Genomic DNA, 26,443 nt, shown 5'->3' on the forward strand with positions numbered 1-26,443 from the left:
CGGCCTACGGTCTGATCCATGGCCGAAACCGGAGCATCCCCACTCCTCCCCCCGACCCCGGCGCGCTCCCCGCTCTCGCGCGCCGAGCACTTCGTCTGGCTCACCGCGCGCGTGCTGGAGCAGCGTCTGTTCGCGTACCACTTCCTGCGGGGCGACGCCGACCCGGTGGAGACCGCGCTGGACGCCTACCGCAACGACGACGGCGGATACGGCCACGCCCTGGAACCGGATCTGCGCGGTCCGGTCAGCCAGCCGCTGCACACCGCGCACGCGCTGCGGGTGCTGGACCTCATCGGGCGTTGCACCGGGCAGCGCGTGGAACGCGTGTGCCGCTATCTGACCTCGGTGTCCACGGCGGACGGCGCGCTGCCGGCCATCCATCCCAGCCAGCGGGGCTACCCGGCCGCGCCGTTCCTCCCGATCGTGGACGACCCGCCGAGCGACCTGCTCGCCACCGGTCCCGTGGTGGGGTTGCTGCACCGCAACGAGGTGTGGCACGCCTGGCTCTTCCGGGCCACCGACTTCTGCTGGCAGCGCGTCGAGGCGCTGGAGAAGTCCCATCCGTACGAGATCGAGGCAGCCGTCGCCTTCCTGGACTCCGCGCCCGACCACGCGCGTGCACATGCCGTTGCCGACCGGCTGGGCCGGCTGGTGCGGGAGCAGCGGCTCGCCGCCCTGGACCCGGACGGCCTCGACGCCTACCCGGTCGCGCCGGGCTACGCGCCGGGCGAGCACCACTTCCCGCACGACTTCGCGCCGACGCCGAACTCGCTCGCGCGTGGGTGGTTCACCGACGCCGAGATGGCCCGCTCCCTGGACCATCTGGCGGGCGAGCAGCAGGAGGACGGCGGCTGGCCGGTCCGGTGGCGCCAGTGGGCACCGGGCACGGTGCTGGAGGCACGGCCCATGGTGACCATCGAGGCACTGCGCACGCTCAGGGCGTACGGCCGCGCCATCGGCTGAGCCATCAGCGCTGAGCCATCGGCTGAGCCATGGGGTTGAGCGGGCGGCTCCGGCCGGCGGCAGAAGGGCGATCTCGCCGGGTCGCACGACGCCCCGCCCCGCCCGCCACCCGTCCCACCACGGCCCGCCACCACCACCGCCCTGCCACCACCGCCGCCCTGCCACCGTCCCGCCACCGCTCCGGATCCGCCGCGCGTCCCCGCAGCTCAGGGCCGTTGTCAGTGGCTGGGTGCAGGATGGACGCATGGTCAGCTCCGCCCATCCGGCCCTCGACGGCTTCTCCCCCGCGACCCGCGGCTGGTTCACGGGGGCCTTCTCCGCGCCCACCGCCGCCCAGGCGGGCGCGTGGCAGGCCACCCGTGCCGGGTCGGATGTGCTGGTGGTCGCCCCGACCGGCTCCGGCAAGACCCTCGCCGCGTTCCTCGCCGCGCTGGACCAGCTCGCCTCCACTCCGCCCCCGGCCGACCCGAAGAAGCGCTGCCGGGTGCTGTACGTCTCCCCGCTGAAGGCCCTGGCGGTCGACGTCGAGCGCAACCTGCGCAGTCCGCTGACCGGCATCCGTCAGGAGTCCGTCCGCCTGGGCCTGCCGGAGCCTGAGGTGAAGGTCGGCATCCGCTCCGGCGACACCCCGCCCGCCGAGCGCCGCGCGCTGTCCACGCGCCCGCCGGACATCCTGATCACCACCCCGGAGTCGCTGTTCCTGATGCTGACGTCGGCCACGCGCGACGCGCTGGCGGGCGTGGAGACGGTGATCCTGGACGAGGTGCACGCGGTGGCGGGCACCAAGCGCGGCGCGCATCTCGCGCTGTCCCTGGAGCGGCTTGACGAGCTGCTGCCGAGGCCGGCCCGCCGTATCGGCCTGTCGGCGACCGTGCGCCCGGTCGACGAGGTCGCCCGCTATCTCTCACCGCGCCGCAAGGTGGAGATCGTCCAGCCGCAGTCGGGCAAGGAGTTCGACCTGTCGGTCGTCGTCCCGGTCGAGGACATGGGCGAGCTCGGCGGCTCCCCCGCGGCCGACGCCTCCGATGGCGCGGAGCGGCCCTCGATCTGGCCGCACGTGGAGGAGCGGATCGCCGACCTGGTGCAGTCCCACCGGTCCACGATCGTCTTCGCGAACTCCCGCCGCCTCGCCGAGCGCCTGTGCAACCGGCTCAACGAGATCGCCTACGAGCGGGCGACCGGCGAGACGCTGGACGAGCACCACGCGCCGGCGGAGCTGATGGGCGGCTCGGGCGCGGCCCAGGGCGCCCCGCCGGTCATCGCCCGCGCCCACCACGGCTCGGTGTCGAAGGAGCAGCGCGCCCTCGTCGAGGAGGATCTGAAGGCGGGCAGGCTGCCCGCGGTGGTGGCCACGTCCAGCCTGGAGCTCGGCATCGACATGGGCGCCGTCGACCTCGTCGTCCAGGTCGAGTCCCCGCCCTCGGTGGCGTCCGGTCTCCAGCGCGTCGGCCGTGCGGGCCACCAGGTGGGCGCGGTCTCCACGGGCGTCGTGTTCCCCAAGTACCGCGGTGACCTGGTGCAGGCCGCGGTGGTCACCGAGCGGATGCGCACGGGCTCCATCGAGTCGCTGAGGGTTCCCGCGAACCCGCTCGACGTCCTCGCCCAGCAGCTCGTCGCCATGACGGCGCTGGACACCTGGCAGGTCGAGGACCTGCTCGCCGTGGTGCGCCGCGCCGCGCCCTTCGCGTCGTTGCCGGAGTCGGCGTTCACCGCCGTGCTCGACATGCTGGCGGGCCGCTATCCGTCGGACGCGTTCGCCGAGCTGCGCCCGCGCGTGGTGTGGGACCGCGTCGCCGGGACGGTCACCGGCCGCCCCGGCGCCCAGCGGCTTGCGGTGACCTCCGGCGGCACGATCCCCGACCGTGGCCTGTTCGGGGTGTTCCTCGCCGGGTCCGACCCGAAGAAGGGCGGCGGCCGGGTCGGCGAGCTGGACGAGGAGATGGTCTACGAGTCGCGGGTCGGCGACGTCTTCACGCTGGGCACCAGTTCCTGGCGTATCGAGGACATCACCCGTGACCGCGTGCTGGTGTCCCCGGCGCCGGGAGTGCCGGGCCGGCTGCCCTTCTGGAAGGGCGACCAGCTGGGCCGCCCGCTGGAACTGGGCCGCGCGGTCGGCGCGTTCCTGCGCGAGGTCGGCTCCCTCGACCGGGACGACGCCCGGCTGCGGCTGCTCACCGCAGGCCTGGACGCCTGGGCCGCGGACAACGTGCTGGCCTATCTGCAGGAGCAGCGGGAGGCCTGCGGCCACATCCCCGACGACCGCACGATCGTCGTGGAGCGCTTCCGCGACGAGCTCGGCGACTGGCGCGTCGTGGTGCACTCCCCCTTCGGCGCCCAGGTGCACGCCCCGTGGGCGCTCGCGCTGGGCGCCCGCCTCGCCGAGCGCTACGGCATGGACGCGCAGGTCATGCACGCCGACGACGGCATCGTGCTGCGGCTGCCCGACGCCGACCTGATGGGCCTGGACCTGCTGGACCAGCCGCCGGTGAAGGCGGGCACGGAGTACGACGCCGACCAGGCGCCGGTCGGCGCCGCGGACGTCGTCTTCGACAAGGGCGAGGTCGACCAGGTCGTCACCGATCAGGTCGGCGGCTCAGCCCTGTTCGCCTCCCGCTTCCGCGAGTGCGCCGCCCGCGCCCTGCTGCTGCCGCGCCGCAGCCCCGGGCGGCGCACCCCGCTGTGGCAGCAGCGCCAGCGCGCCGCGCAACTGCTGGAGGTGGCGAGCGAGTTCGGTTCGTTCCCGATCGTCCTGGAAGCGGTCCGCGAGTGCCTTCAGGACGTCTTCGACGTCCCCGGCCTGACCGAGCTGATGGGCGACCTGGAGTCCCGCAAGGTGCGCCTGGTCGAGGTGACCACGCCGGAGCCGTCCCCGTTCGCCCGCTCCCTCCTCTTCGGGTACGTCGCCCAGTTCCTGTACGAGGGCGACTCCCCGCTCGCCGAGCGCCGCGCGGCCGCGCTGTCGCTGGACTCCCGGCTGCTGGCCGAGCTGCTCGGCCAGGCGGAGCTGCGCGAACTGCTCGACGCCGAGGTGCTCACCGAGCTGGAGCAGGAGCTGCAGTGGCTCACCGAGGACCGGCGCGTCAAGGACGTCGAGGGCGTCGCGGACGTGCTGCGCCTGCTCGGCCCGCTCACCGAGGCCGAGCTGGCCGAGCGCGGCGCCGAGCCCGCGTGGGCGTCCGAACTGGCCGCCGCCCGCCGGGCCATCCGGGTCCGCATCGGCGGCCGGGACCACTGGGCGGCGATCGAGGACGCGGGCCGGCTGCGCGACGCGCTCGGCACCGCGCTGCCGGTCGGGGTCCCCGAGGCCTTCACCGAGCCGGTGAAGGACCCGCTCGGCGACCTCATCGCCCGCTACGCCCGCACCCATGGCCCCTTCACCTCGGCCACCGCCGCCGCGCGGTTCGGGCTGGGCGTCGCGGTCACCGACGGCGCCCTCCAGCGGCTCGCGGCGGCCGGCCGGGTCGTCCAGGGCGAGTTCCACCCCGCCGGCATCGGTCAGGAGTGGTGCGACGCGGCCGTACTGCGCCGGCTGCGCCGCCGCTCCCTGGCCGCGCTGCGCCACGAGCTGGAGCCGGTGCCGCCGGCCGCGCTGGCCCAGTTCCTGCCGCAGTGGCAGCACATCGGCAAGGGCCACGCGCTGCGAGGCGTCGACGGACTCGTGCGGGCCGTCGAGCAGTTGCAGGGCTCGTCCGTGCCCGCGTCCGCCCTGGAGAAACTCGTCCTGCCGTCCCGCGTGAGCGGTTACACCCCGGCGATGCTCGACGAGCTCACCGCCGCCGGAGAGATCGTCTGGGCCGGTGCGGGCGCGCTGCCCGGCAAGGACGGCTGGGTCTCCCTGTACCTGGCGGACGCGGCCCCGCTGCTCCTGCCCCCGCCGCACCCGGTGGAGCTGACGGCCCTGCACCAGTCCGTGCTGGACACCCTGTCCGGCGGATACGGCCTGTTCTTCCGTCAGATCGCCGACCAGGTGCGCGCCACCACCCACCCCGACGCCACCGATCCCCAACTGGCCGACGCGCTGTGGGACCTGGCCTGGTCCGGCCGGCTCACCAACGACACGCTCGCCCCGATGCGTTCCCTGCTGGGCTCCGGCCGCACCGCCGGCTCCACCGCCCACCGCGCCAAACGCGCGGCCCCGCGCGGCCGCTACGGCTCGCTGACCGCCGCGGCGCGCCCCGCATCCCGCAGCGGCCCGCCGACCGTCGCCGGCCGCTGGTCCCTGCTCCCGGCGCAGGAACCGGACCTCACGGTCCGCGCCCACGCCCTGGCCCGCACGCTGCTCGACCGGCACGGCGTGGTCACGCGGGGCGCCGTCGGCGCGGAGGGCGTCGAAGGCGGCTTCTCGGCGGTGTACCGCGTCCTGTCGGTCTTCGAGGAGAGCGGGCAGGCCCGCCGCGGGTACGTGGTGGAGGGTCTCGGCGCCGCCCAGTTCGCCATGGACGGCGCGGTCGACCGGCTCCGCGCGGTGGCCACCGCCCGCGAGCGCGGTGACGCCGCGCGGGCGGCGGCCCCGCCGGGCTTCGGCGCCCCCGACGGCGACGGCCACGGCAGGCCCGGCGACCTGCCCTCCGGCGGTTTCCCCGCCACCGACGCCGACTGGGCCAAGGCCTTCGACGCGCCCGACGGCACGCAATTCCCGGACTTCCCGGACTTCCCGGACTTCCCGCTCTCCCCCGGTGACTACGTCTCCCCGCGCGATGTCGAATCCCCCGGCGCCGGCGGCCCCCGAGGCGGCGGCCCGGGCCACAGCACCGGCTCGCCGTACGACGGCTACGGCGGCGGCTACGGCACCGGCGCCGGCCCGGCACCCGGGTACGACCGCCGTTTCGGCAGCCACAGCACGTACGGCAACCGCCGCGCCGATCCCACCGCCGTCACCCGCTCCGTCGTCCTCGCGGCCGCCGACCCGGCCAACGCGTACGGGGCAGCCCTGCCCTGGCCCGAGCCGCCGACCGGCGCCGGGCACAAACCCGGCCGCAAGGCGGGCTCACTGGTGGTGCTGGTCGACGGTGAGCTGGCGCTGTACATGGAACGCGGCGGCAAGACCCTGCTGGCCTGGCCCGCCGAGCCGGACGCCGACGCGACCGAGGACCAGCGTCTGCGGGCGGCCGCGGAGGCCCTGGCAGCAGCGGCCCGCGCCGGTTCACTCGGCACGGTCACGGTGGAGCGCGTCAACGGCGCCTCCGCCCTGACCTCCCCCTTCGGCGCCCTCCTGGAGGGAGCGGGATTCATCGCCACCCCCCGGGGTCTGCGGCTACGGGCCTGACGGAGCCGCATGTCACCCTTGACCCATGCCCGAAGGTGACACGGTCTGGCAGGCCGCGAGGCGGTTGCACAGCGCGCTCGCGGGCGAGGTGCTGACCCGCAGCGACCTGCGTGTCCCCCGGTACGCCACGGTCGACCTCACCGGCCGCGCCGTCCTGGACGTCACACCGCGCGGCAAACACCTGCTCACCCGCATCGAGGGCGGCCTGACCCTGCACTCTCACCTGAAGATGGACGGTTCCTGGAAGGTGTACGCCTCCGGCCAGCGCTGGAGCGGCGGCCCCGGGCACCAGATCCGCGCGATCCTGGGCACCGCCGAGCGCACAGCCGTCGGCTACCGCCTGCCAGTGCTGGACCTGCTGCGCACCGCCGACGAGGAACGCGTCGTCGGCCACCTGGGCCCCGACCTGCTCGGCCCGGACTGGGACGGCGACCGGGCGCTCGCCAACCTGCTGCGCGACCCCGCGCGCGAGCTCGGCGAAGCGCTCCTGGACCAGCGCAATCTCGCCGGCATCGGGAACATCTACAAGAGCGAGCTGTGCTTCCTGCTCGGCGTCACCCCGTGGCTCCCGGTCGGCGCCCTGCCCGCCGATCGAGCCGCGCAGCTGCCCGCCCTGGCCAAGAAGCTGCTGGAGACGAACCGCGACCGCCTGGTCCGCGCCACGACGGGCCTGCGGGGCCAGGACCTGTTCGTCTACGGCCGCGCGCCCCGCCCCTGCCTGCGCTGCGGCACCTCGGTCCGGCTGGCCGACCAGGGCGACGGCTCCCGTGAACGCCCGACGTACTGGTGCCCGAGGTGCCAGACGGGCCCCGCACCCAGCCCGGCCCCGCGCCGCGGGCAGCGGTACCGCACGACCGGGTGACGAGGCCGACGCGGCCCTTACGCCGCGCGGCAATGCAGGAGCCGGCCGTTCACCCCGGTCCGGACTCTCCGCCCGAGCGGGGCGGTGACGCCCCGGTGTCCCCGTCCGCGACGCCGGTCACCCCGCGGGCCCCACCGCAATCCGCCGCATCCGAATCCACGGCCCCCGAGGCCACCACATCCGAACCCACCACATCCGCACCCAGGGCGCCCGAGGCCACCACATCCACATCCGCGGCCCCCGGCACCGCACCCCCGCCCCAAGCCTCCCGCCACCGCCCCGCACGCACCGCCCCCGCAGCCCGCCCCTTCGGCACGCAGTGCACGGGCAGCAGACTCAGTCCCCATCCGCCGGCCGCCACGGCGCCCTCCAGGGCTCCCGCCGCGGGGCTGAGGGCGAGCCGCAGGACGGCCCACCACCACACCGCCGCGAGGCCCGCACCGGCCCCGCAACGCGCTATGGAACCCCAGCGCGCCGTCCGCCCCGCCATGCCACCACCACCTCCAGCCGGGCGCCCGCAGGCCGCCCGGGAGGCCGCCAGGGCACGCGAGCGGCGCACCGGGGTGCCTCCGGGCCCGGCCGTCAGCTGCTCTCGGCCTGGAACATCCAGTGGTGCTTCTCGAGGTCCTGCGTGATCTGGATGAAGATGTCCTGGCTGACCGGGTCGGGGTCGGCCGTCGCCGTCACCCGCTCCCGCATCCGGGTGATCGCCGCGCCGAGCGCGTCCACGAGGGTCCGCACCGCGTCCGCGTCCTTGATCCAGCCCTCGGAGACCTGGCCGAGGCCACTGCCGGCGGCCACCGTCGCGGCCCGGCCGTCCGGCGACACGCCCAGCGCGGACGACCGTTCCGCGACCGTGTCCATGTGGACGCGCGCGCTGTCGACGACCTCGTCGAGCTGGAGGTGCACGGACCGGAACCGCGGTCCGACCACGTTCCAGTGCACCTGCTTGGCGACCAGCGACAGGTCCACCAGGTCGACGAGCGCGCCCTGCAGGGCCTCGGCGACGATCTTCAGGTCGGTCTCGGACAGGGGGCTCTTCACGACGTTCATCCACGCCTCCGTTGGTTCACCCGGTCGTCCCCTCCACCATGACGGCCTCCCCCAGGACCGGCAAATGGACCAAACCGGCCTGCGCATGCGACACCCGATCCGTCTGCGCATACGACACGACGGAAGTCCGCGGGCATGCAAAAACCCCGACCGCGCTCCTCCGTTCGTTTCGGAGAAGCCCCGGCCGGGGCCACGGACAGGTGTGTCAGGCGGCGACGACGTCCACCGCTTCGCTGGGCGCCTTGATGGTCACCCGTTCCGGTGGCACGCCGGACACCGACACAGAGCCCAGCATCGAACGGACCGGTGTGGGCACGGATTCGCTGGGAGTGGCCGCAGCAGACTGCGCCAGCTCGGCGAGGGCGAGTTCGTCACTCACTTCCCGCATGAGCTCGGACATCCGTACGTCCAGCGCGTCGCAGATGGCGGAGAGCAACTCGGAGGAAGCCTCCTTCTGCCCCCGCTCCACCTCGGAGAGATAGCCGAGCGAGACTCGGGCGGACGAGGAGACTTCGCGCAGAGTACGGCCCTGGCGTTGGCGCTGCCGACGCAGCACGTCACCCAGCAGGCGACGGAGCAGAATCATCGGTGGCTCCCTCCTCGGACCGCGTAGCCGCATCCTTCTCGCCCCACCGTACCGCCTCGCGCCGCGGCCGTGCGGGGAGCGATGTCGTGTTCACTCAGGGCTGCAAACATCAAAACCCCCCGTTCCGTTCCGTATCCTGTGCCCGCTCATTCCCGGTCTGTTCGCCCGTAAGCTCTTTCAGAAGCAGTACGAGCACGCTCCGTACACTCTCTCTACGAATTTCCTCACGGTCGCCGTTCAACCGCAGGGCCTCCACTTTTCCGCCACCGGCGGAACGGGAATCCCCGTCACGGGGGCCGTCCACGGCCACGAAGACCGTCCCGACGGGCTGCCCGTCCTGGGGTTCCGGACCGGCGACGCCGGTGGTCGCGATGCCCCAGTCGGCACCCAGCGCCTTGCGCACGCCGACCGCCATCTGGGCCGCGACCTGCGCGTCCACCGCTCCTCGCTCTGCCAGCAGGGTGGCGTCGACGCCGAGCAGCTCGTGCTTGAGCGCGGTGGCGTATGCCGTCACGGAGCCACGGAACGCCTTGGACGCCCCGGGCACCGCGGTGATCTCCGCCGCCACCAGCCCGCCGGTCAGCGACTCGGCGACAGCCACGGTCAGGCCCCTCACCGTCAGTAGTCGCACCACGTCGGTGGCCGGGGAACTCACGCTTCCTTCTCCTCCAACGCGGCCTGCCGCTCGGCGATTCCCTGCCGGCGCAGCACGATGGCCTGTCTGATGTAGTCCAGACCGGTCACAACGGTCAGAACGACCGCCGCGGCCATCACCCAGAACCTCAGGCTCGCCAGCCATCCCGTCAGCGCCAGCACGTACATGCCGACGGCGACGCCCTGGGTGAGCGTTTTCAGCTTGCCGCCCCGGCTGGCCGGGATGACACCGTAACGAATGACCAGAAAACGCAGCAGCGTGATGCCGAGTTCCCGGCCGAGGATCACGCCCGTGACCCACCACGGCAGATCGCCGAGACCGGAGAGACAGATCAGCGCCGCCCCCATGATCGCCTTGTCGGCGATGGGGTCGGCGATCTTCCCGAAGTCGGTGACGAGGTTGTAGGTGCGCGCCAGGTGCCCGTCGAACAGGTCGGTGATCATGGCGACGGCGAAGGCGGCCCAGGCCAGCGACCGCCACGCCGGGTCGTACCCGCCGTCGGTCAGCATCAGCGCGACGAAGCCCGGCACCAGCAGGAGCCGGAGCATGGTCAGCAGATTGGCGACGTTCCACACGCTCGCCTGGTTGACGGCGGCAGCGGCGATCTTGCCGCCGCGCGGCGGGCGGGCGCCCGCCGATGCGCCGGAGGCGTCCGAGCCGGACGGCGCCGACGCCCCCTTCGCCTGGGAGGAGCCGCCCGCGGCGGACGACGCCGGGACACCCGTCATCTGCCCGCCTCCTCAGGACACGCCAGCGGCTCGGCCACCAGGTCGACACCTTCCGTACCGACCACCTTCGCCTCGACCATACGACCGACGCTCAGGCCTTCGCCGCTCGTGAGCAGCACCTGGCCGTCCGTCTCGGGCGCCTGGTGCGCCGCCCGGCCGTACACGCCCTCTTCCTCGTCGACGGACTCGACCAGGACGTGCACGGTCTGCCCGACGCGCTCCTCGGCGCGCTGGGAGACGAGTTCCTCGGCGAGCCGGGACACCCGCGCGAGGCGCTCGGCGACGACGTCCTCGTGGAGCTTGTTGTCGTACGTCGCCGCCTCGGTGCCGTCCTCGTCGGAGTAGCCGAAGACGCCGATCGCGTCCAGCCGCGCGCCGCTCAGGAACCGCTCCAGCTCGGCCAGGTCGGCCTCGGACTCGCCGGGGAAGCCGACGATGAAGTTGGAGCGCACGCCCGCTTCGGGGGCCTTGCTGCGGATGGTGTCGAGCAGCTCGAGGAAGCGGTCGGTGTCACCGAAGCGGCGCATCGCGCGCAGCACATCGGGCGCCGAGTGCTGGAAGGACAGGTCGAAGTAGGGGGCGACCTTCGGGGTGGAGGTCAGCACGTCGATCAGGCCGGGGCGCATCTCGGCCGGCTGGAGGTAGCTGACGCGCACCCGCTCGATGCCGTCGACCTCGGCCAGCTCGGGCAGCAGCGACTCCAGCAGACGGATGTCGCCGAGGTCCTTGCCGTAGGAGGTGTTGTTCTCGGAGACCAGCATGATCTCCTTCACGCCCTGCTCGGCCAGCCAGCGTGTCTCGTTCAGCACGTCGCTCGGGCGGCGCGAGATGAAGGAGCCGCGGAAGGACGGGATGGCGCAGAACGAGCAGCGCCGGTCGCAGCCGGAGGCCAGCTTCACGGAGGCCACCGGGGAGCCGTCCAGGCGCCGGCGCAGCGGGGAGCGCGGGCCGGAGGCCGGGGCGACGCCCTCGGGCAGGTCGGCCGGGCCGTGCCCGGGCAGGGCCACCGCGGCGGCCGAATCCTGGCGCTCGGCCGGGCTGATCGGCAGCAGCTTGCGCCGGTCGCGCGGGGTGTGGGCGGCGTGGATGCCGCCGTTCAGGATGGTCTGGAGCCGGTCCGAGATGTCCGCGTAGTCGTCGAAGCCGAGCACGCCGTCGGCCTCGGGCAGCGCCTCGGCGAGTTCCTTGCCGTACCGCTCGGCCATGCACCCCACCGCCACGACGGCCTGCGTTCTGCCGTGGTCCTTGAGATCGTTGGCCTCCAGCAGGGCGTCCACGGAGTCCTTCTTGGCGGCGTCGACGAAGCCGCAGGTGTTCACGACGGCGACGTCGGCGTCCGAGGCGTCCTCCACGAGCTGCCAGCCGTCCGCCTCCAGACGGCCTGCGAGCTCCTCCGAGTCCACCTCGTTACGGGCGCAGCCAAGGGTGACGAGTGCGACGGTACGGCGTTCAGGCATGGGCTCAAGACTACTTCGTCCCACCGACACCCCATGTCGAAGGGGCTGGCCGATCTTGGCCGGCCCCTTCGACTCACGCCTTCGCCGTCCGGCTGCTGTCCGGCTGCTTCCGAACTGCTATCCGACCTGCGGGTCGCCCTTGGTGTACGTCAGGCGCTGCACGGCGCCCGGCTGGAAGTCGTCCTCGATCTTCTTGCCGTTGACGTAGAGCTGGATCGCGCCCGCGTCGCCGAGGACCAGGTTGACCTTGGTGTTGTCCTGGAAGGTCTTGGACTCGCCCTGCTTGAGCAGTCCGTCGAAGAGCAGCCGGCCGTTGTGGTCCTTGGCGGAGATCCAGCTGCGCCCGTCGGTCGCGCTGACCTGGACGGTCACCTTGTCCTGGGGCGCGGCGGCGATGGCGCTGTCGGAGGGCACCGGCTTCTGGTCGGCGGGCTTGGTCCTGGCCGGCTTCGGCGCGGCGGGCGCGCTGGTCGCGGCCTCGGAGCCCTCGGCGACCTGCTGTCCCGCGCCGCTGTCGCCGCCGCCCTTGACGAAGGTGAAGCCGACGAAGCCGATCACGACGACGATCGCGGCGACCATCGCCGCGGTCCAGTTCGGCCCGCGCCGCTCGGGGCGGATACGTTCCGCCTCGAAGAGGGGCGCCGCCGGCGTGGGCGCGGGACGCCCGCCGTGGTCGGCGTCGTACTGGGCGATCAGGGGCTCGGGATCGAGGTGGACGGCCTTGGCCAGGGTCCGGATGTGACCGCGGGCGTAGACGTCCCCGCCGCAGGGGGCGAAGTTGTCCGCCTCGATCGCGTGCACGATCGCGATGCGGACCCGGGTGGCGTTGCTGACGTCGTCGACGGTCAGCCCGGCGGCGATACGGGCCTGTCGCAGGGCACGGCCGACGGAGAGGCTGGCTTCCTCACGACCGTCTTCGAAGGGACGCTCGTCTTCAGGGGAGTTGCCGAGGGACACGGGGGCGCCTTTCGAGCGTGTAGCCACCTGTGCTGGAGGTTCAGTCTAGGGGGGGTACGAAAGGGTGGGGCAACCGGGCGGAAGGACTTTGTACGCCATCGGAATGGCCACGGACACACCGATGACGGGCCGGGCGCGGAGCCCATGATGAAACCCCTACCCGTCCTCTCGCTCAACTTGACGTGTGTCCAAGGGAAACGGTTGCCCGCTGTTCTCTAACGGGTGAGTCACGGAGGGTCCGCTCGGGTGAGGCGCACTCGAGCGGACCCTGCGGCAGGAACCTACCCCTCGGACTCGCCCCGGAGCACCGCCAGCACCCCGTCCAGCTCGTCCGGCTTCACCAGCACGTCGCGTGCCTTGGAGCCCTCGCTCGGGCCGACGATGTTGCGCGCCTCCATCAGGTCCATCAGCCGGCCCGCCTTGGCGAAGCCGACCCGCAGCTTGCGCTGGAGCATGGACGTCGACCCGAACTGCGTGGAGACCACCAGCTCGGCCGCCTGGCACAGCAGGTCCAGGTCGTCGCCGATGTCCTCGTCGATCTCCTTCTTCTGCTTGGTCCCGACGACGACGTCCTCGCGGAAGACCGGCGCCATCTGGTCCTTGCAGTGCTGGACGACGACCGCGACCTCCTCCTCGGTCACGAAGGCGCCCTGCATACGGGTCGGCTTGTTCGCGCCCATCGGCAGGAACAGTCCGTCGCCCTTGCCGATCAGCTTCTCCGCGCCGGGCTGGTCGAGGATGACGCGGCTGTCGGCCAGCGAGGAGGTGGCGAACGCGAGCCGCGAGGGCACGTTCGCCTTGATCAGACCGGTGACGACGTCGACGGACGGGCGCTGGGTGGCGAGCACCAGGTGGATGCCGGCCGCGCGGGCGAGCTGCGTGATGCGCACGATCGCGTCCTCGACGTCACGCGGCGCGACCATCATCAGGTCGGCCAGCTCGTCGACGATCACCAGCAGGTACGGGTAGGGCTGCAGCTCCCGCTCGCTGCCCTCGGGCAACTTCACCTTGCCCTCGCGTACGGCCCGGTTGAAGTCGTCGATGTGCCGGTAGCCGTACGCCGCGAGGTCGTCGTAGCGCATGTCCATCTCGCGTACGACCCACTGCAGCGCCTCGGCGGCCCGCTTGGGATTGGTGATGATCGGCGTGATCAGGTGCGGGATGCCCTCGTACGCGGTCAGCTCGACCCGCTTGGGGTCGACGAGGATCATCCGCACGTCCTCGGGGGTCGCCCGCATCATCACCGAGGTGATCAGGCAGTTGATGCAGGACGACTTGCCGGAGCCGGTGGCGCCGGCGACCAGCATGTGCGGCATCTTCGCCAGCGAGTGCATGACGTACCCGCCCTCGACGTCCTTGCCGAAGGCGACCAGCATCGGGTCGTCGTCCTCCGCGGACTCCGCGAGCCGCAGCACGTCGCCGAGGTTCACCATCTCCCGGTCGGTGTTCGGGATCTCGATGCCGACCGCGGACTTGCCCGGGATCGGGCTGATGATCCGCACGTCCGGGCTGGCCACGGCGTAGGCGATGTTCTTGGTGAGCGCGGTGATCCGCTCGACCTTGACGGCCGGCCCGAGCTCGACCTCGTAACGGGTGACCGTCGGGCCGCGAGTGAAGCCGGTGACCCGCGCGTCGACCTTGAACTCGGTGAAGACAGTGGTCAGCGACGCGACGATGGCGTCATTGGCCGCGCTGCGCACCTTGCCGGGGCCACCGCGGGTGAGCAGGTCCAGCGAGGGCAGCGCGTAGGTGATGTCGCCGGACAGCTGGAGCTGCTCGGCGCGCGGCGGCAGATCGCGCGGCTCGGCCGGCGGCTTCTTGGTGAGGTCCGGGACGGCGGACCTGGTCTCGGCCGGCTCGGCCGGTTCGGGCCGGGGGGTGCGCTTGCGCGGCTGGGGCCGCGCGGCCGGCACCGGGCTGGGCGCGGACGCGGGCGTGGGTGTCGGGGTGGTGTCCTCGCGGTCGCCGACGCGCACGCCCTGGGTGAGGTCGGCGACGACCGGCGAGGGCGGCATGCCGTGCAGGACGGCGCCGTCGAGGTCGGCGGCGGCCGCCGCGGCGATGTCCACGGCGTCCAGCTGGCGGTCCGGGGCGGGCTGCGGCACGGCGGAGCGGCGGGGGCGGCCCCGGCGCCGGGCGAGCGCTTCCTGCTCGGCGCCGTCGGGGTCGTATCCCTGGGGGGCGCTCGAGCGCCGGCGGGAGCGCGCGGGCAGCGCCTCGCGCCACTGCTCGTCGTAGCGCTCGTCGTCGTTGGTGTACTCGGTGTAGTCCGTGTACTCGTCGGCCGCCGGGTCGTGCAGGATGCCCAGCCGCACGCCGAGCTGCCGCAGCCGCTGCGGGATCGCGTTGACCGGGGTGGCCGTCACCACCAGCAGCCCGAAGACCGTCAGCAGCACCAGCAGGGGTACGGCGAGGACCTCGGTCATGGTGAACGTCAGCGGGGTGGCCGCCGCCCAGCCGATGAGGCCGCCGGCGTCCCTTATGGCCTGCATGCCGCCGCTGCGGGCGGGTGAGCCGCAGGCGATGTGGACCTGCCCGAGCACGCCGATGACCAGCGCGGACAGCCCGATCACGATCCGGCCGTTGGCGTCCTGCTGCTCGGGGTGGCGGATGAAGCGCACCGCGATCGCGCCGAGCAGCAGCGGCACCAGCAGATCCAGCCGGCCGAAGGCGCCGGTCACCAGGATCTCGACCAGGTCGCCGACCGGGCCCTTGAGGTCGGCCCAGGTGCCGGCGGCGACGATCAGCGCGATGCCGAGCAGCAGCAGCGCGATGCCGTCCTTGCGGTGGGCCGGGTCGAGGTTCTTCGCGCCCTGCCCTATGCCGCGGAAGACGGCCCCGACGGCGTGCGCCACGCCGAGCCACAGCGCGCGCACCACCCGGTACAGGCCCCCGGTGGGACTCGGCGCGGGTCTGGGCGCGGCCTTCTTCACCACGGCCTTCTTGGCGGGTGCCTTTCTGGCCGGTGCCTTCTTCGCGGCGGCCTTCCTCGCCGGAGCCTTCGCGGGAGCGGCCGCCTTCTTCGCGGGCGGCTTCTTGGCTGCGGAGGGACGTGAGGCCATGGGTGTGAGGTTACCGGTGGAGAGGACAGCGGACACGTGTGCCCACTGCTTCACCCGTTCGTGTCGCCCAAGTCGTCAAGGGGAACCGGCCTGCTGGACGGCACGCGGAACTTCCCACGGGAGACCGGGAGGAACTGACGCGCGCTCACACCCAACTAGGGGCACCGCACGCGCCGTTCCGCACGCGTGCGCGTCAGCCCTGCGGGGGCACCGGGGAGCCGCTGCCGGTGCCCGGCTCCAGGGCGTCCAGGGCCCGGCGCAGCCCGGTGAGTTTGCGCTCCAGATGGGCCGCCGTGGCGACCGCGGCCGCGTCGGCCGACTCCTCGTCCAGCTGCTTGGACAGCGCCTCGGCCTGCTCCTCGACGGCGGCGAGCCGCGCGGACAGCTCGGCGAGCAGCCCGGCCGACTCCTTGCCGGCCACACCGCCCTTGCCGCCGCCCTCCAACTGCAGGCGCAGCAGCGACGCCTGCTCGCGCAGCTGGCAGTTCTTCATGTACAGCTCGACGAAGACGGAGACCTTCGCGCGCAGCACCCAGGGGTCGAACGGCTTGGAGATGTAGTCGACCGCGCCCGCCGCGTAGCCGCGGAAGGTGTGGTGGGGGCCGTGGTTGATCGCGGTGAGGAAGATGATCGGGATGTCCCGGGTCCGCTCCCGCCGCTTGATGTGCGCGGCCGTCTCGAATCCGTCCATGCCCGGCATCTGGACGTCCAGCAGAATGACCGCGAAGTCATCCGTGAGCAGTGCTTTGAGTGCTTCCTCCCCGGACGATGCCCGCACCAGCGTCTGATCGAGCGCAGAGAGGATCGCCTCCAGCGCCAGCAGATTCTCCGGCCGGTCATCGACCAGGAGGATCTTGGCCTTCTGCACCATGGCCCGCCCTCCTCGCCCCGGCAGTGCACCGGGCGCCGCCCCATGGGACGACTCCGTTGCGCCGCCCGTCCTCGTGCCGGTCATGGTAGCTGCACCCCGCCTGTCGCCACACCCTGTCACCGTGATGTCACTGTGCACGTAGCAGAAACGTAGTGGGAGACCAGAAGGTTCCCCGAATCCCGTACTTCTACACGGGCGCGCACACCGTGCGTCAGCGACGCCCGGTGAACGTCACCGATCATTCCCCACGCATCCACTGCTCCATCACGGTCAGCAGGTGGTCGGGATCGACCGGCTTCGTGACGTAGTCGGACGCACCCGACTCGATGGCCTTCTCCCGGTCGCCCTTCATCGCCTTCGCGGTGAGCGCGATGATCGGCAGCCCCGAGAACTGCGGCATCCTGCGGATCGCCGTCGTCGTCGCGTACCCGTCCATCTCCGGCATCATGATGTCCATCAGGACCACCGCCACGTCCTCGTGCTGCTCCAGCACCTCGATGCCCTCGCGGCCGTTCTCCGCGTACAGCACCGACAGGCCGTGCTGCTCCAAAACGCTCGTCAGCGCGAAGACGTTGCGGATGTCGTCGTCGACGATCAGCACTTTCTGGCCACCGAAGCGGATGCCGCGGTGCGGCTGCGGCGCCCCCTCCTGCTCGGCCCCCGAACCCTCGGAGACCCCGGAAGCCGCGGACGGGCCGGACGCCGTCCCGGGCCACTGCTCGGGCTGGGCCGCCGGACGCTGCTCCAGCGCCGCGGACGAGGCCCGACGACGGCGCCGGAACAGCGCCGCGGCACCGTTCTGCGTCTCCCGGTACGACTTCACCTCGGCCGGCGTCTCGAACTCCGGGCCCGACAGCTCCCGGGCGCCGTTCTGGGACGCCCCCAGCTGGCCGACCCCGAGTGCCGGCGCGGCCTGCTGGTAGCCCTGCGGCGGCAGCTCGCTCATGTGCAGCGGCAGGTACAGCGTGAACGTCGAACCGCGCCCCGGTTCGCTCTGCGCGTGGATCTCACCGCCGAGCAGCTGGGCGATCTCCCGCGAGATCGACAGCCCGAGGCCCGTACCGCCGTACTTGCGGCTCGTCGTGCCGTCGGCCTGCTTGAACGCCTCGAAGATCACCCGCATCTTGCTGGCGGCGATGCCGATACCGGTGTCGGTCACCGAGAACGCGATCAGCGGCTCGTCGGGGCTGGCCAGCGAGCCGACCTCGAGCAGCTGCTCACGGATGGACTGCGGCACGTCCGCGCCCGCCGGCCGGATCACCAGCTCCACCGAACCGGAGTCGGTGAACTTCACCGCGTTCGACAGCAGGTTGCGCAGCACCTGCAGCAGCCTCTGCTCGTCGGTGTGCAGCGTCGCGGGAAGCTCCGGCGAGACCCGCACCGACAGGTCCAGGCCCTTCTCCGCGGTCAGCGGCCGGAACGTGGCCTCCACGTAGTCCACCAGCTGGACGAGCGCGATCCGCGTCGGCGAGACGTCCATCTTGCCCGCCTCGACCTTCGACAGGTCCAGGATGTCGTTGATCAGCTGCAGCAGGTCCGAACCGGCGCCGTGGATGGTCTCGGCGAACTCCACCTGCTTCGGCGACAGATTGCCCTCGGCGTTGTCGGCGAGCAGCTTGGCCAGGATCAGCAGCGAGTTCAGCGGCGTGCGCAGCTCGTGCGACATGTTGGCGAGGAACTCGCTCTTGTAGCGCATCGACACCGCGAGCTGCTCGGCGCGCTCCTCCAGGACCTGCCGCGCCTCCTCGATCTCGGTGTTCTTCACCTCGATGTCGCGGTTCTGCCGGGCCAGCAGCTCGGCCTTCTCCTCCAGTTCGGCGTTGGACGCCTGCAGCGCCTTCTGCCGCTGCTCCAACTCCGCCGAACGTTCCCGCAGTTGCTCGGTCAGCTCCTGCGACTGCTTCAGCAGCTGCTCGGTCTTGGTGTTGACGGAGATGGTGTTGACGCTGGTCGCGATCATCTCCGCGATCTGGTTCAGGAAGTCCTTCTGGATCTGCGTGAACGCCGTGAACGACGCCAGCTCGATCACCCCGAGCACCTTGCCCTCGAAGAGCACCGGCAACACGATCACCTGCGCGGGCGGCGCCTCACCGAGCCCGGAGGAGATCTTCAGATAGCCGCTGGGCGCGTTCTCCACCAGGATCGTGCGCTTCTCCTCGGCGGCCGTGCCCACCAGCGCCTCACCGGGCCGGAACGACGCCGGCATGGACCCCATCGAGTAGCCGTACGACCCGAGCATGCGCAGCTCGTAGTCGTCGTCACCGCCGGAGGCGTCCTTGGCCTCCATCAGCGGCATCGCGACGAAGAACGCGCCGTGCTGCGCGGACACCACCGGCGTCAGCTCGCTCATGATCAGCGAGGCCACGTCCTCCAGGTCGCGCCGGCCCTGCATCAGCGCCGAGATGCGCGCCAGGTTGCCCTTCAGCCAGTCCTGCTCCTTGTTGGCGATCGTGGTGTCGCGCAGGTTGGCGATCATCTTGTTGATGTAGTCCTGCAGCTCCTGGATCTCGCCGGAGGCATCGACGTCGATCTTCAGGTTCAGGTCGCCGCGGGTCACCGCGGTCGCCACGCGGGCGATGGCCCGCACCTGCCGGGTCAGGTTCCCGGCCATCTCGTTCACGGACTCCGTCAGGTCGCGCCAGGTGCCGTCGACGTCACGCACGCGTGCCTGGCCGCCGAGCTGCCCCTCGGTGCCCACCTCGCGGGCCACACGGGTGACCTCCTCGGCGAAGCTGGACAGCTGGTCGACCATCGTGTTGATCGTCGTCTTGAGCTCGAGGATCTCGCCGCGGGCGTCGATGTCGATCTTCTTGCTCAGGTCACCCTTGGCGATCGCCGTGGTGACCAGCGCGATGTTGCGCACCTGACCGGTCAGGTTGGACGCCATCTGGTTCACCGACTCGGTGAGGTCCTTCCACGTCCCGGCCACACCCGGTACGTGCGCCTGACCGCCCAGGATGCCGTCCGTGCCCACCTCACGGGCCACCTTGGTGACCTGCTCGGCGAACGAACTCAGCGTCTTCACCATGGTGTTGATGGTGTCGGCGAGCTGCGCGACCTCGCCGCGCGCCTCGATCGTCACCTGCCGCGTCAGGTCGCCGTTGGCCACCGCCGCCGACACCTGGGAGATGTTGCGCACCTGCGTGGTCAGGTTCTTCGCCATCAGGTTGACGTTGTCGCTGAGGTCCTTCCAGATGCCCGTGACACCCGGTACGTGCGCCTGGCCGCCCAGGATGCCCTCGGTGCCCACCTCACGGGCCACCCGGGTCACCTGCTCGGCGAACGACGACAGCTGGTCCACCATCGTGTTCACCGTCGTCACCAGCTCGAGGATCTCGCCCTTGGCGTCGACGGTGATCTTCTTCGACAGATCGCCCTTGGCGACCGCGGTGGTGACCTCGGCGATGGACCGCACCTGAAGGGTCAGGTTGTTGGCCATGCCGTTCACGGACTGCGTGAGGTCCTTCCAGGTACCGGAGACGCCCTGCACCTCCGCCTGGCCGCCGAGGATGCCCTCGGTGCCCACTTCGCGGGCCACGCGCGTGACCTCCTGCGCGAACGACGACAGCTGGTCGACCATCGTGTTCAGGGTGTTCTTCAGCTCCAGGATCTCCCCGCGCGCGTCCACGGTGATCTTCTGGGACAGGTCACCGCGCGCCACCGCCGTGGCCACCTGCGCGATGTTGCGCACCTGGGCGGTGAGGTTTCCTGCCATTCCGTTCACGGAATCGGTCAGGTCCCGCCACACGCCGGCCACACCGGGCACCTGCGCCTGACCGCCCAGACGGCCGTCGGTGCCCACCTCGCGGGCCACCCGGGTCACCTGGTCGGCGAACGCGGACAGCTGGTCGACCATCGTGTTGATGGTGTTCTTCAGCTCCAGGATCTCGCCGCGCGCGTCCACGTCGATCTTCTGCGACAGATCACCGCGCGCCACCGCCGTCGTCACCTGGGCGATCTGCCGCACCTGCGAGGTGAGGTTGCCGGCCATGAAGTTGACGGAGTCCGTCAGCTCCTTCCAGGTGCCCGACACGCCGTCCACGCGGGCCTGACCGCCGAGCCGGCCCTCCGTGCCCACGTCCCGCGCCATCCGCGTCACCTGGTCGGCGAACGACGACAGCTGGTCCACCATCGTGTTCACGGTGTTCTTCAGCTGGAGCATCTCGCCGGAGACGTCCACGGTGACCTTCTGCGACAGATCGCCGTTGGCCACCGCCGTCGTCACCTGGGCGATGTTGCGCACCTGCCCGGTGAGGTTGCGGAACGCGGTGTTGACCGAGTCCGTCAGGTCCTTCCAGGTGCCCGCCGCCCCCGGCACCTGCGCCTGACCGCCCAGCTCACCCTCGACACCGATCTCCCGCGCCACGCGCGTGACCTCGGCACCGAACGCCTGCAGCTGGTCCACCATCCCGTTGACGGTGTTCTTCAGCTCCAGCATCTCGCCGGCCACGTCGACGGTGACCTTCTGCGACAGATCACCGTTGGCCACCGCCGTCGTCACGGCCGCGATGTCCCGCACCTGCGTCGTCAGGTTGCGGAAGACGGTGTTGACGGAGTCCGTCAGGTCCTTCCAGGTGCCCGCCGCGCCCGGTACGTTCGCCTGCCCGCCGAGCCGCCCCTCGGCACCGACCTCGTTCGCCACGCGCGTGACCTCGTCGGCGAAGATCCGCAGCGTCTCGGTCATCTGGTTGATCGTGTCGGCGAGCTGCGCGACCTCACCGCGCGCCGGGACGGTCACCTTCCGCGACAGATCACCGCTGGCGACCGCCGTCGTCACCTCGGAGATCCCGCGCACCTGGGCAGTAAGGTTTCCTGCCATCGTGTTGACGGAGTCGGTCAGCTCCTTCCAGACCCCGTCCACGCCGGGCACCTGCGCCTGACCGCCCAGAATGCCCTCGGTGCCCACCTCGCGCGCGACCCGCGTCACCTCCGAGGAGAACGCGGAGAGCTGGTCGACCATCGTGTTGACGGTGTTCTTCAGCTCCAGCATCTCGCCGGCCACGTGCACGGTCACCTTGCGTGACAGATCACCCTTGGCGACCGCCGTCGTGACCAGGGCGATGTCCCGCACCTGCGCGGTGAGCCGGGACGCCATCGTGTTGACGGAGTCCGTCAGGTCCTTCCAGGAGCCCGACAGACCACGCACGCGTGCCTGCCCGCCGAGCTTGCCCTCGGTACCCACCTCGCTGGCCACCCGCGTGACCTCGTCGGTGAACGTCGACAGCTGATCGACAAGGTTGTTCACAGTCCGCGAGACCTTGAGGAACTCCCCGCGCAGCGGATGCCCGGCCCCCTCCGGCGTCTGCGTGCGCAGCTCCATGCGCGGCGACAGATCACCGTCCGCGACCGCCGACAGCACCCGGCTGACCTCGGAGACCGGCCGTACGAGATCATCGACCAGGTCGTTGGAGGCGTCGATGGCGGCCGCCCACGAGCCCTCGCAGGCCCCCGTCTCCAGCCGTTCCGTGAGTTTTCCCTCACGTCCCACCATGCGCCGCACCCGCGACAGCTCACCCGTCAGATGCAGATTACGGTCCGCGACCTCGTTGAACACGGCCGCGATCTCCGACATCACGCCGTCCCCGGACACCGTGAGCCGCTTGCGGAAGTTCCCGTCACGCATGGACACCAGAGCCGCCAGGAGCCGGTTCAGGGCGGCCGTGTCCACCACGGTCGTGCCGCCCCGCGATGTGCGCTGGTTCTTCGCGCGCGTCTTCGTGCCCCGCGTCGCTGCGCCAGACTCCACTGTGTCCCTCCCGCAGGGATCGACCGTTACTGCCGTGCTCGTTGCTCGTGGTGCCCCCGGCCCGCCGCTCCGGCCTACCAGGTGCCACCGCGTGTGTCAGCCCGTTGCCGGCAGGCCACACGAACGGGCTGCTGCCCACTCTGAGCGAACGACACTCTGCCTGCCCGGACCTTCACCGGGAGCCTGCCCAGTGTTTCACCCTCGCCGAACCAGGCCATAACAGTTCGGCAGCTTCGCACATCGTCCGCACACCCTCTGGACGGAAACACTGCTGACCGGCATCCGCTCGGACGCGGAAGGTAAGTACCCTTGCATGCGGCTGTCCAGCCACGCCGGTCCGTCCGGCCTGGGCGGTGGCACGAGTACGAGCGGGCATCGGAGGGGCGGCCGCAGACATGACCACCGGACTGATCCCGGGGGGACAACCCCCGGAACCCCGGCCGACGAGCGCGCGCCCGCCGCACCAGCGCAGCGAGCCCGGCGAGGGGACAGCCCAGCACGTCGACGACCGGCCGAGGAGTTCCGTGATCACCGCCCGCGCGGCTGCCAGCTTCGAGCCTGTCGGGCGATCGGTCGCGACCGCCCGCTCCTTCGTCCGCGACACCCTGCAGGGCTGGGGATTCGCGGACATCGTGGACGACGCCGTCGTCCTGACCAGCGAACTGGTGACCAACGCCGTCGTCCACGCCGGCACCCACGCGGACGTGCTGTGCCTGCGCACCGAGGACGGCGTCCGCATCGAGGTCTCCGACCGCTACCCCGAGCGGGAGATCCCCGTCCAGAGCGCCGCCGTCAGCATGGGCAGCCCCGACCGCGAGGGCGGCCGCGGCCTCCAGCTCTGCGCGGCCCTGGCGGGGCGCTGGGGCGTGGAGTACACGCCCACCCACAAGAACGTCTGGTTCCAGCTCGACCTGCCCGCACGCCCCGTCGGCACCCGCACCGCCGGCCCCGCCCTGCCGGCCGAGCTGCTGCCGATCGCCGACGGCCGGATCCGCGTCGCCGTCGTCCAGATCGACCGCGGCGGCGCGATCAGCGCCTGGAACGAGGACGCCGAGGAACTCTTCGGGTACGCCGCCGACCAGGTCACCGGCAAGCCCCTCACCGACCTCGCCGCCTGGCCGCAGACCCCCGGCACCGGCACCGGCATCGCCGAGGCCCTCCGGCTCTCCCGCTGGGAGGGCAGCTACGGCATCCGCGGCGCCGACGGCCGAGTCCTCCCGGTCTACGCCTCCCACCTGCGCGTGCGCGACACCTCCGGCGAGCCCTCCACCGTCTGCCTCCTGGTCCGCGACCACGAACGCGCCGTCCTGCAGACGCCCCTGCGCGCCCCCGCCACGGACACGGCCTCACCCGGAGACGGGCAGAGCGGCGACCCCTTCGACGCCTTCATCGGCTCCCCCGCCCCCGACGACCTCGACGGCCTGCTCCAGCGCACGGTCGAACGCGCCCGGGACATGCTCGACGGCGACTCCGCCTTCCTGCTGCTCGCCACCGACGACGAGACCGAGCTGGAGGTCCGCGCGTCCACCGGCCTGCCCTCCGCCCGCCAGCGCTTCGCGCGCGTGCCCGTCGAAGCCGGCCCCGGCCGCTACGGCTCCGCCCGCATGCCCGCCGTCCACGACGACCTCACCGCCGTCCCCGGCGCCGTCCCCCTGCTGAACGGCACCGGCATGCGCTCCGTCGTCACCGTCCCGCTCAAGGTCGAGGGCCGCCTCACCGGCTCCCTCGGCGTCGCCGCCGAGGCCCCGGGCCGCTACTCCAACGAAGAGGCACTGCGGCTGCAGTTCGCCGCCGACCGCATCGCGCTGGCCGTGGAGTCGGCCCGCCTGGGCGAGCTGGAGCGCCTGCGCCGCGGTTCCCTGAGCTTCCTGGTGGAGGCCTCCGACCTCCTCGCCGGCACCCTGGACCGCGACCAGACCCTCGCCCTCATGGCCCAGATGACGGTCCCGACGCTGGCCACCTGGTGCGCCGTCTACACGATCGCCGACCAGGCCTCCGAGCCGTATCTGTCGTACGTCCTGCACGAGGACGAGGAACTCATCGACGGCATCAAGTCGCTGCTCTCGAAGATCGCCCCGCCGGACCCGGTGCCCACCCCGGGCGCCCGGGTCTGGTCGGCGCCCGGCGAGACCGCCCACCAGGCGGCCCTGCGCACGTCCATGCGCAGCCTCGGCCTGACCGGCGGCCCCATCCGCCAGATCGCCTCCGGCATGGGCCCCACGCTCGCCGTGGCCTCCGCGCTGGGCGGCGAGACGGTCGTCCTGCCGCTGGTCGCCCGCAACCGCGTCATCGGCATGCTCACCCTGGGCAAGCCCACCGACGAGCACTTCCGCCAGGAGATCCTGGAACTGGCCGAGGACTTGAGCCGCCGGGCCGCCCTCGCCCTGGACAACGCCCGCCTGTACTCGGAGCGCACGGCCATCAGCCAGTCCCTCCAGCGCAGCCTCCTGCCGCCGGAGCTGCCGCACATCGACGGCGTCGAGGTCGAGGTCATCTACCGCGCGGCCGGCGAGGGCAACGAGGTCGGCGGCGACTTCTACGACCTGTTCCCGATCAGCGACGGCGCCTACGGCTTCGCCATCGGCGACGTCTGCGGCACGGGCCCGAACGCCGCCGCCGTCACCGGCCTCGCCCGGCACGCCCTGCGTCTGCTGGCCCGCGAGGGCCTGAGCGGCCCGGCCGTCCTGGAGCGCCTGAACTCCGCGATCCTCGACGAGGGCGCCCGCAGCCGCTTCCTGACCCTCCTGTACGGCGAGATGCGCCCGCAGGAGGACGGCAGCGCCGAACTGAAGGTGGTCTGCGCCGGCCACCCGCTGCCACTGCGCCTGCGCCAGGACGGCTCGGTGGAGGCAGCCGCCGAACCCCAGCCGCTGCTCGGCGTCATGGAGGACCTGGAGCTGTACGAGCAGACGGTCACGCTCGACCCGGGCGACGTCCTGCTCTGCGTCACCGACGGCGTCACGGAACGCCGCGAGGGCACGCGCATGCTGGGCGACGACGGCCTCGCCGATGTCCTGACCACCTGCACGGGCCTGACGGCCGGCGCGGTCGCCGCCCGCATCATGCGGGCCGTGGAGCGTTTCGCGTCGGACGCCCCGTCGGACGACATGGCGATCCTGGCCATGCGCGTGCCGGAACCGCACAAGGACTGAAGGTGGACTGAACGTGGAGTGAACATGAAAAAGCCCCCCGCCCATCGGGCGGGGGGCTTTTCTGGTGGAGCCCCCAAACGGAATCGAACCGTTGACCTTCTCCTTACCATGGAGACGCTCTACCGACTGAGCTATAGGGGCTTGTCGCTTTTCCGAGGTTTCCCTCCGGCAACGAAAGAAAGCATACCCCGGCCGGTCCGGGATTCCCAAACTCGTTCAGAAGGCCGGCGCGAGCAGCCCGCCGAGCGCATTACAGGCTCCCACAATGCGCTGCATATCCCGTTTGGTCAGACCCGCGTCGACCGGCAGCGCCAGTGTCTCGTCGGCGGCCCGCTCGGTCACCGGCAGAGAAACGCACCGCCGGAACTCCGGCAGCCGGTGCACCGGCGTCTTCACCGGCACCCGGCAGTCGACTCCCTTGGCGCGGACGGCCCGTGCGAAAGCGTCCCGGTCGGGCCGCCCATTGCCCGGCACCCGCACGACGTACTGCTGGTAGGTGTGCCCGTCACCGCCGTCGGGGGTCGACACCCCCCGCAGCCTGGCATCGAGATAGGCCGCCCGCTCCCGCCGCTGCGCGACTTCGCTGTACGGCGCCTCCGGCTCTCCCTGCTCCAGCACGAGCAGCCCGTGCCGCTGCCCCAGCGCCCGTAGCGCCCCCAGATCGGCCACCCGTCCGAAGCGGTGTACGACAACGACGGCCGCCGTCCGCGAAGTTACCGCCGCTTCGACCGCGGAGGTGTCCAGGCAGTACGTCACCGGGTCTATGTCGGCGAACACCGGCAGCGCGCCGGCCCGGGCCACCGCGCCCGCGACCTCCACGTTCCCGAAGGCCGGTACGACGACCTCGTCACCCACGCCGATGCCGGCGGCCCTGAGCATTGCAGCAGCACCCATGGGAGCGATGGTCGATGCGGAAGCTGAACCCGAAGTGACGGCAAACAAAAAAGGGTTGGACCCGGAACCGAAGTTCGGGGTCCAACCCTTTGAATGATTGTTCGGCGGCGTCCTACTCTCCCACAGGGTCCCCCCTGCAGTACCATCGGCGCTGTAAGGCTTAGCTTCCGGGTTCGGAATGTAACCGGGCG

14 protein-coding genes, 1 tRNA gene and 1 rRNA gene are annotated in these 26,443 nt (G+C 71.8%); 4 read left to right on the plus strand and 12 right to left on the minus strand.

Annotated features, from left to right (window positions below):
* Positions 1–18 precede the first annotated feature (18 nt).
* The 3 genes from AC0B9F_RS10530 (at position 19) to AC0B9F_RS10540 (ending at position 7,091) form a co-directional block, all read left to right on the plus strand.
* On the plus strand, positions 19–963 hold the full coding sequence (locus AC0B9F_RS10530) for a hypothetical protein (RefSeq protein WP_472000810.1): 945 nt from the start codon (positions 19–21) through the stop codon (positions 961–963).
* A 244-nt stretch (positions 964–1,207) separates the two neighbouring features.
* Positions 1,208–6,229, plus strand: a complete 5,022-nt coding sequence (locus tag AC0B9F_RS10535; protein ID WP_472000811.1) for an ATP-dependent helicase — start codon at positions 1,208–1,210, stop codon at positions 6,227–6,229.
* A 25-nt stretch (positions 6,230–6,254) separates the two neighbouring features.
* Positions 6,255–7,091, plus strand: a complete 837-nt coding sequence (locus tag AC0B9F_RS10540) for an Fpg/Nei family DNA glycosylase (protein WP_472000813.1) — start codon at positions 6,255–6,257, stop codon at positions 7,089–7,091.
* Between the two features lie 582 nt (positions 7,092–7,673).
* Here the strand turns inward: AC0B9F_RS10540 and AC0B9F_RS10545 are convergent.
* The 9 genes from AC0B9F_RS10545 to AC0B9F_RS10585 form a co-directional block, all read right to left on the minus strand.
* Entirely contained in the window at positions 7,674–8,144 is a 471-nt protein-coding gene (locus AC0B9F_RS10545) for a Dps family protein (RefSeq protein WP_472000815.1), read from the minus strand.
* Between the two features lie 205 nt (positions 8,145–8,349).
* Complete coding sequence (locus tag AC0B9F_RS10550; protein ID WP_472000816.1) at positions 8,350–8,730, minus strand: helix-turn-helix domain-containing protein; 381 nt, start codon at positions 8,728–8,730, stop codon at positions 8,350–8,352.
* A gap of 109 nt (positions 8,731–8,839) precedes the next feature.
* Positions 8,840–9,385, minus strand: a complete 546-nt coding sequence (locus tag AC0B9F_RS10555) for a CinA family protein (RefSeq protein WP_472000817.1) — start codon at positions 9,383–9,385, stop codon at positions 8,840–8,842.
* The gene (gene pgsA / locus AC0B9F_RS10560) at positions 9,382–10,113 is read right to left on the minus strand and encodes a CDP-diacylglycerol--glycerol-3-phosphate 3-phosphatidyltransferase (protein WP_472000820.1); all 732 of its coding nucleotides are present in this window, start codon (positions 10,111–10,113) and stop codon (positions 9,382–9,384) included. The genes AC0B9F_RS10555 and pgsA overlap by 4 nt, the downstream gene beginning before the upstream one ends.
* Positions 10,110–11,570: a 30S ribosomal protein S12 methylthiotransferase RimO gene (gene rimO, locus AC0B9F_RS10565; RefSeq protein WP_472000822.1), complete on the minus strand. Its 1,461-nt coding sequence runs from the start codon at positions 11,568–11,570 to the stop codon at positions 10,110–10,112. The genes pgsA and rimO overlap by 4 nt, the downstream gene beginning before the upstream one ends.
* A gap of 117 nt (positions 11,571–11,687) precedes the next feature.
* On the minus strand, positions 11,688–12,527 hold the full coding sequence (locus AC0B9F_RS10570) for a helix-turn-helix domain-containing protein (RefSeq protein ID WP_472000824.1): 840 nt from the start codon (positions 12,525–12,527) through the stop codon (positions 11,688–11,690).
* A 281-nt stretch (positions 12,528–12,808) separates the two neighbouring features.
* Positions 12,809–15,589: a DNA translocase FtsK gene (locus AC0B9F_RS10575; protein WP_472000826.1), complete on the minus strand. Its 2,781-nt coding sequence runs from the start codon at positions 15,587–15,589 to the stop codon at positions 12,809–12,811.
* A gap of 193 nt (positions 15,590–15,782) precedes the next feature.
* Positions 15,783–16,460 (minus strand): response regulator, encoded by a 678-nt coding sequence (locus tag AC0B9F_RS10580; RefSeq protein ID WP_472000829.1) that lies wholly within the window; start codon positions 16,458–16,460, stop codon positions 15,783–15,785.
* Positions 16,461–16,698: 238 nt separating this feature from the next.
* The gene (locus AC0B9F_RS10585) at positions 16,699–22,206 is read right to left on the minus strand and encodes a HAMP domain-containing protein (protein WP_472000830.1); all 5,508 of its coding nucleotides are present in this window, start codon (positions 22,204–22,206) and stop codon (positions 16,699–16,701) included.
* A gap of 395 nt (positions 22,207–22,601) precedes the next feature.
* Here AC0B9F_RS10585 and AC0B9F_RS10590 point away from each other — a divergent pair, with 395 nt between their 5' ends.
* A complete protein-coding gene (locus AC0B9F_RS10590; protein ID WP_472000832.1) occupies positions 22,602–25,358 on the plus strand; it encodes a SpoIIE family protein phosphatase in 2,757 nt (918 codons plus the stop codon).
* A gap of 65 nt (positions 25,359–25,423) precedes the next feature.
* Here AC0B9F_RS10590 and AC0B9F_RS10595 read toward each other — a convergent pair.
* The 3 genes from AC0B9F_RS10595 to rrf all read right to left on the minus strand — a co-directional run.
* Positions 25,424–25,499, minus strand: a tRNA-Thr gene (locus AC0B9F_RS10595).
* Between the two features lie 75 nt (positions 25,500–25,574).
* The gene (locus AC0B9F_RS10600) at positions 25,575–26,237 is read right to left on the minus strand and encodes a DegT/DnrJ/EryC1/StrS family aminotransferase (RefSeq protein WP_472000926.1); all 663 of its coding nucleotides are present in this window, start codon (positions 26,235–26,237) and stop codon (positions 25,575–25,577) included.
* Between the two features lie 114 nt (positions 26,238–26,351).
* Positions 26,352–26,443 (minus strand): 5S ribosomal RNA (gene rrf, locus AC0B9F_RS10605); the annotation flags it as partial.

The organism is Streptomyces sp. NPDC097129 (assembly GCF_055668065.1).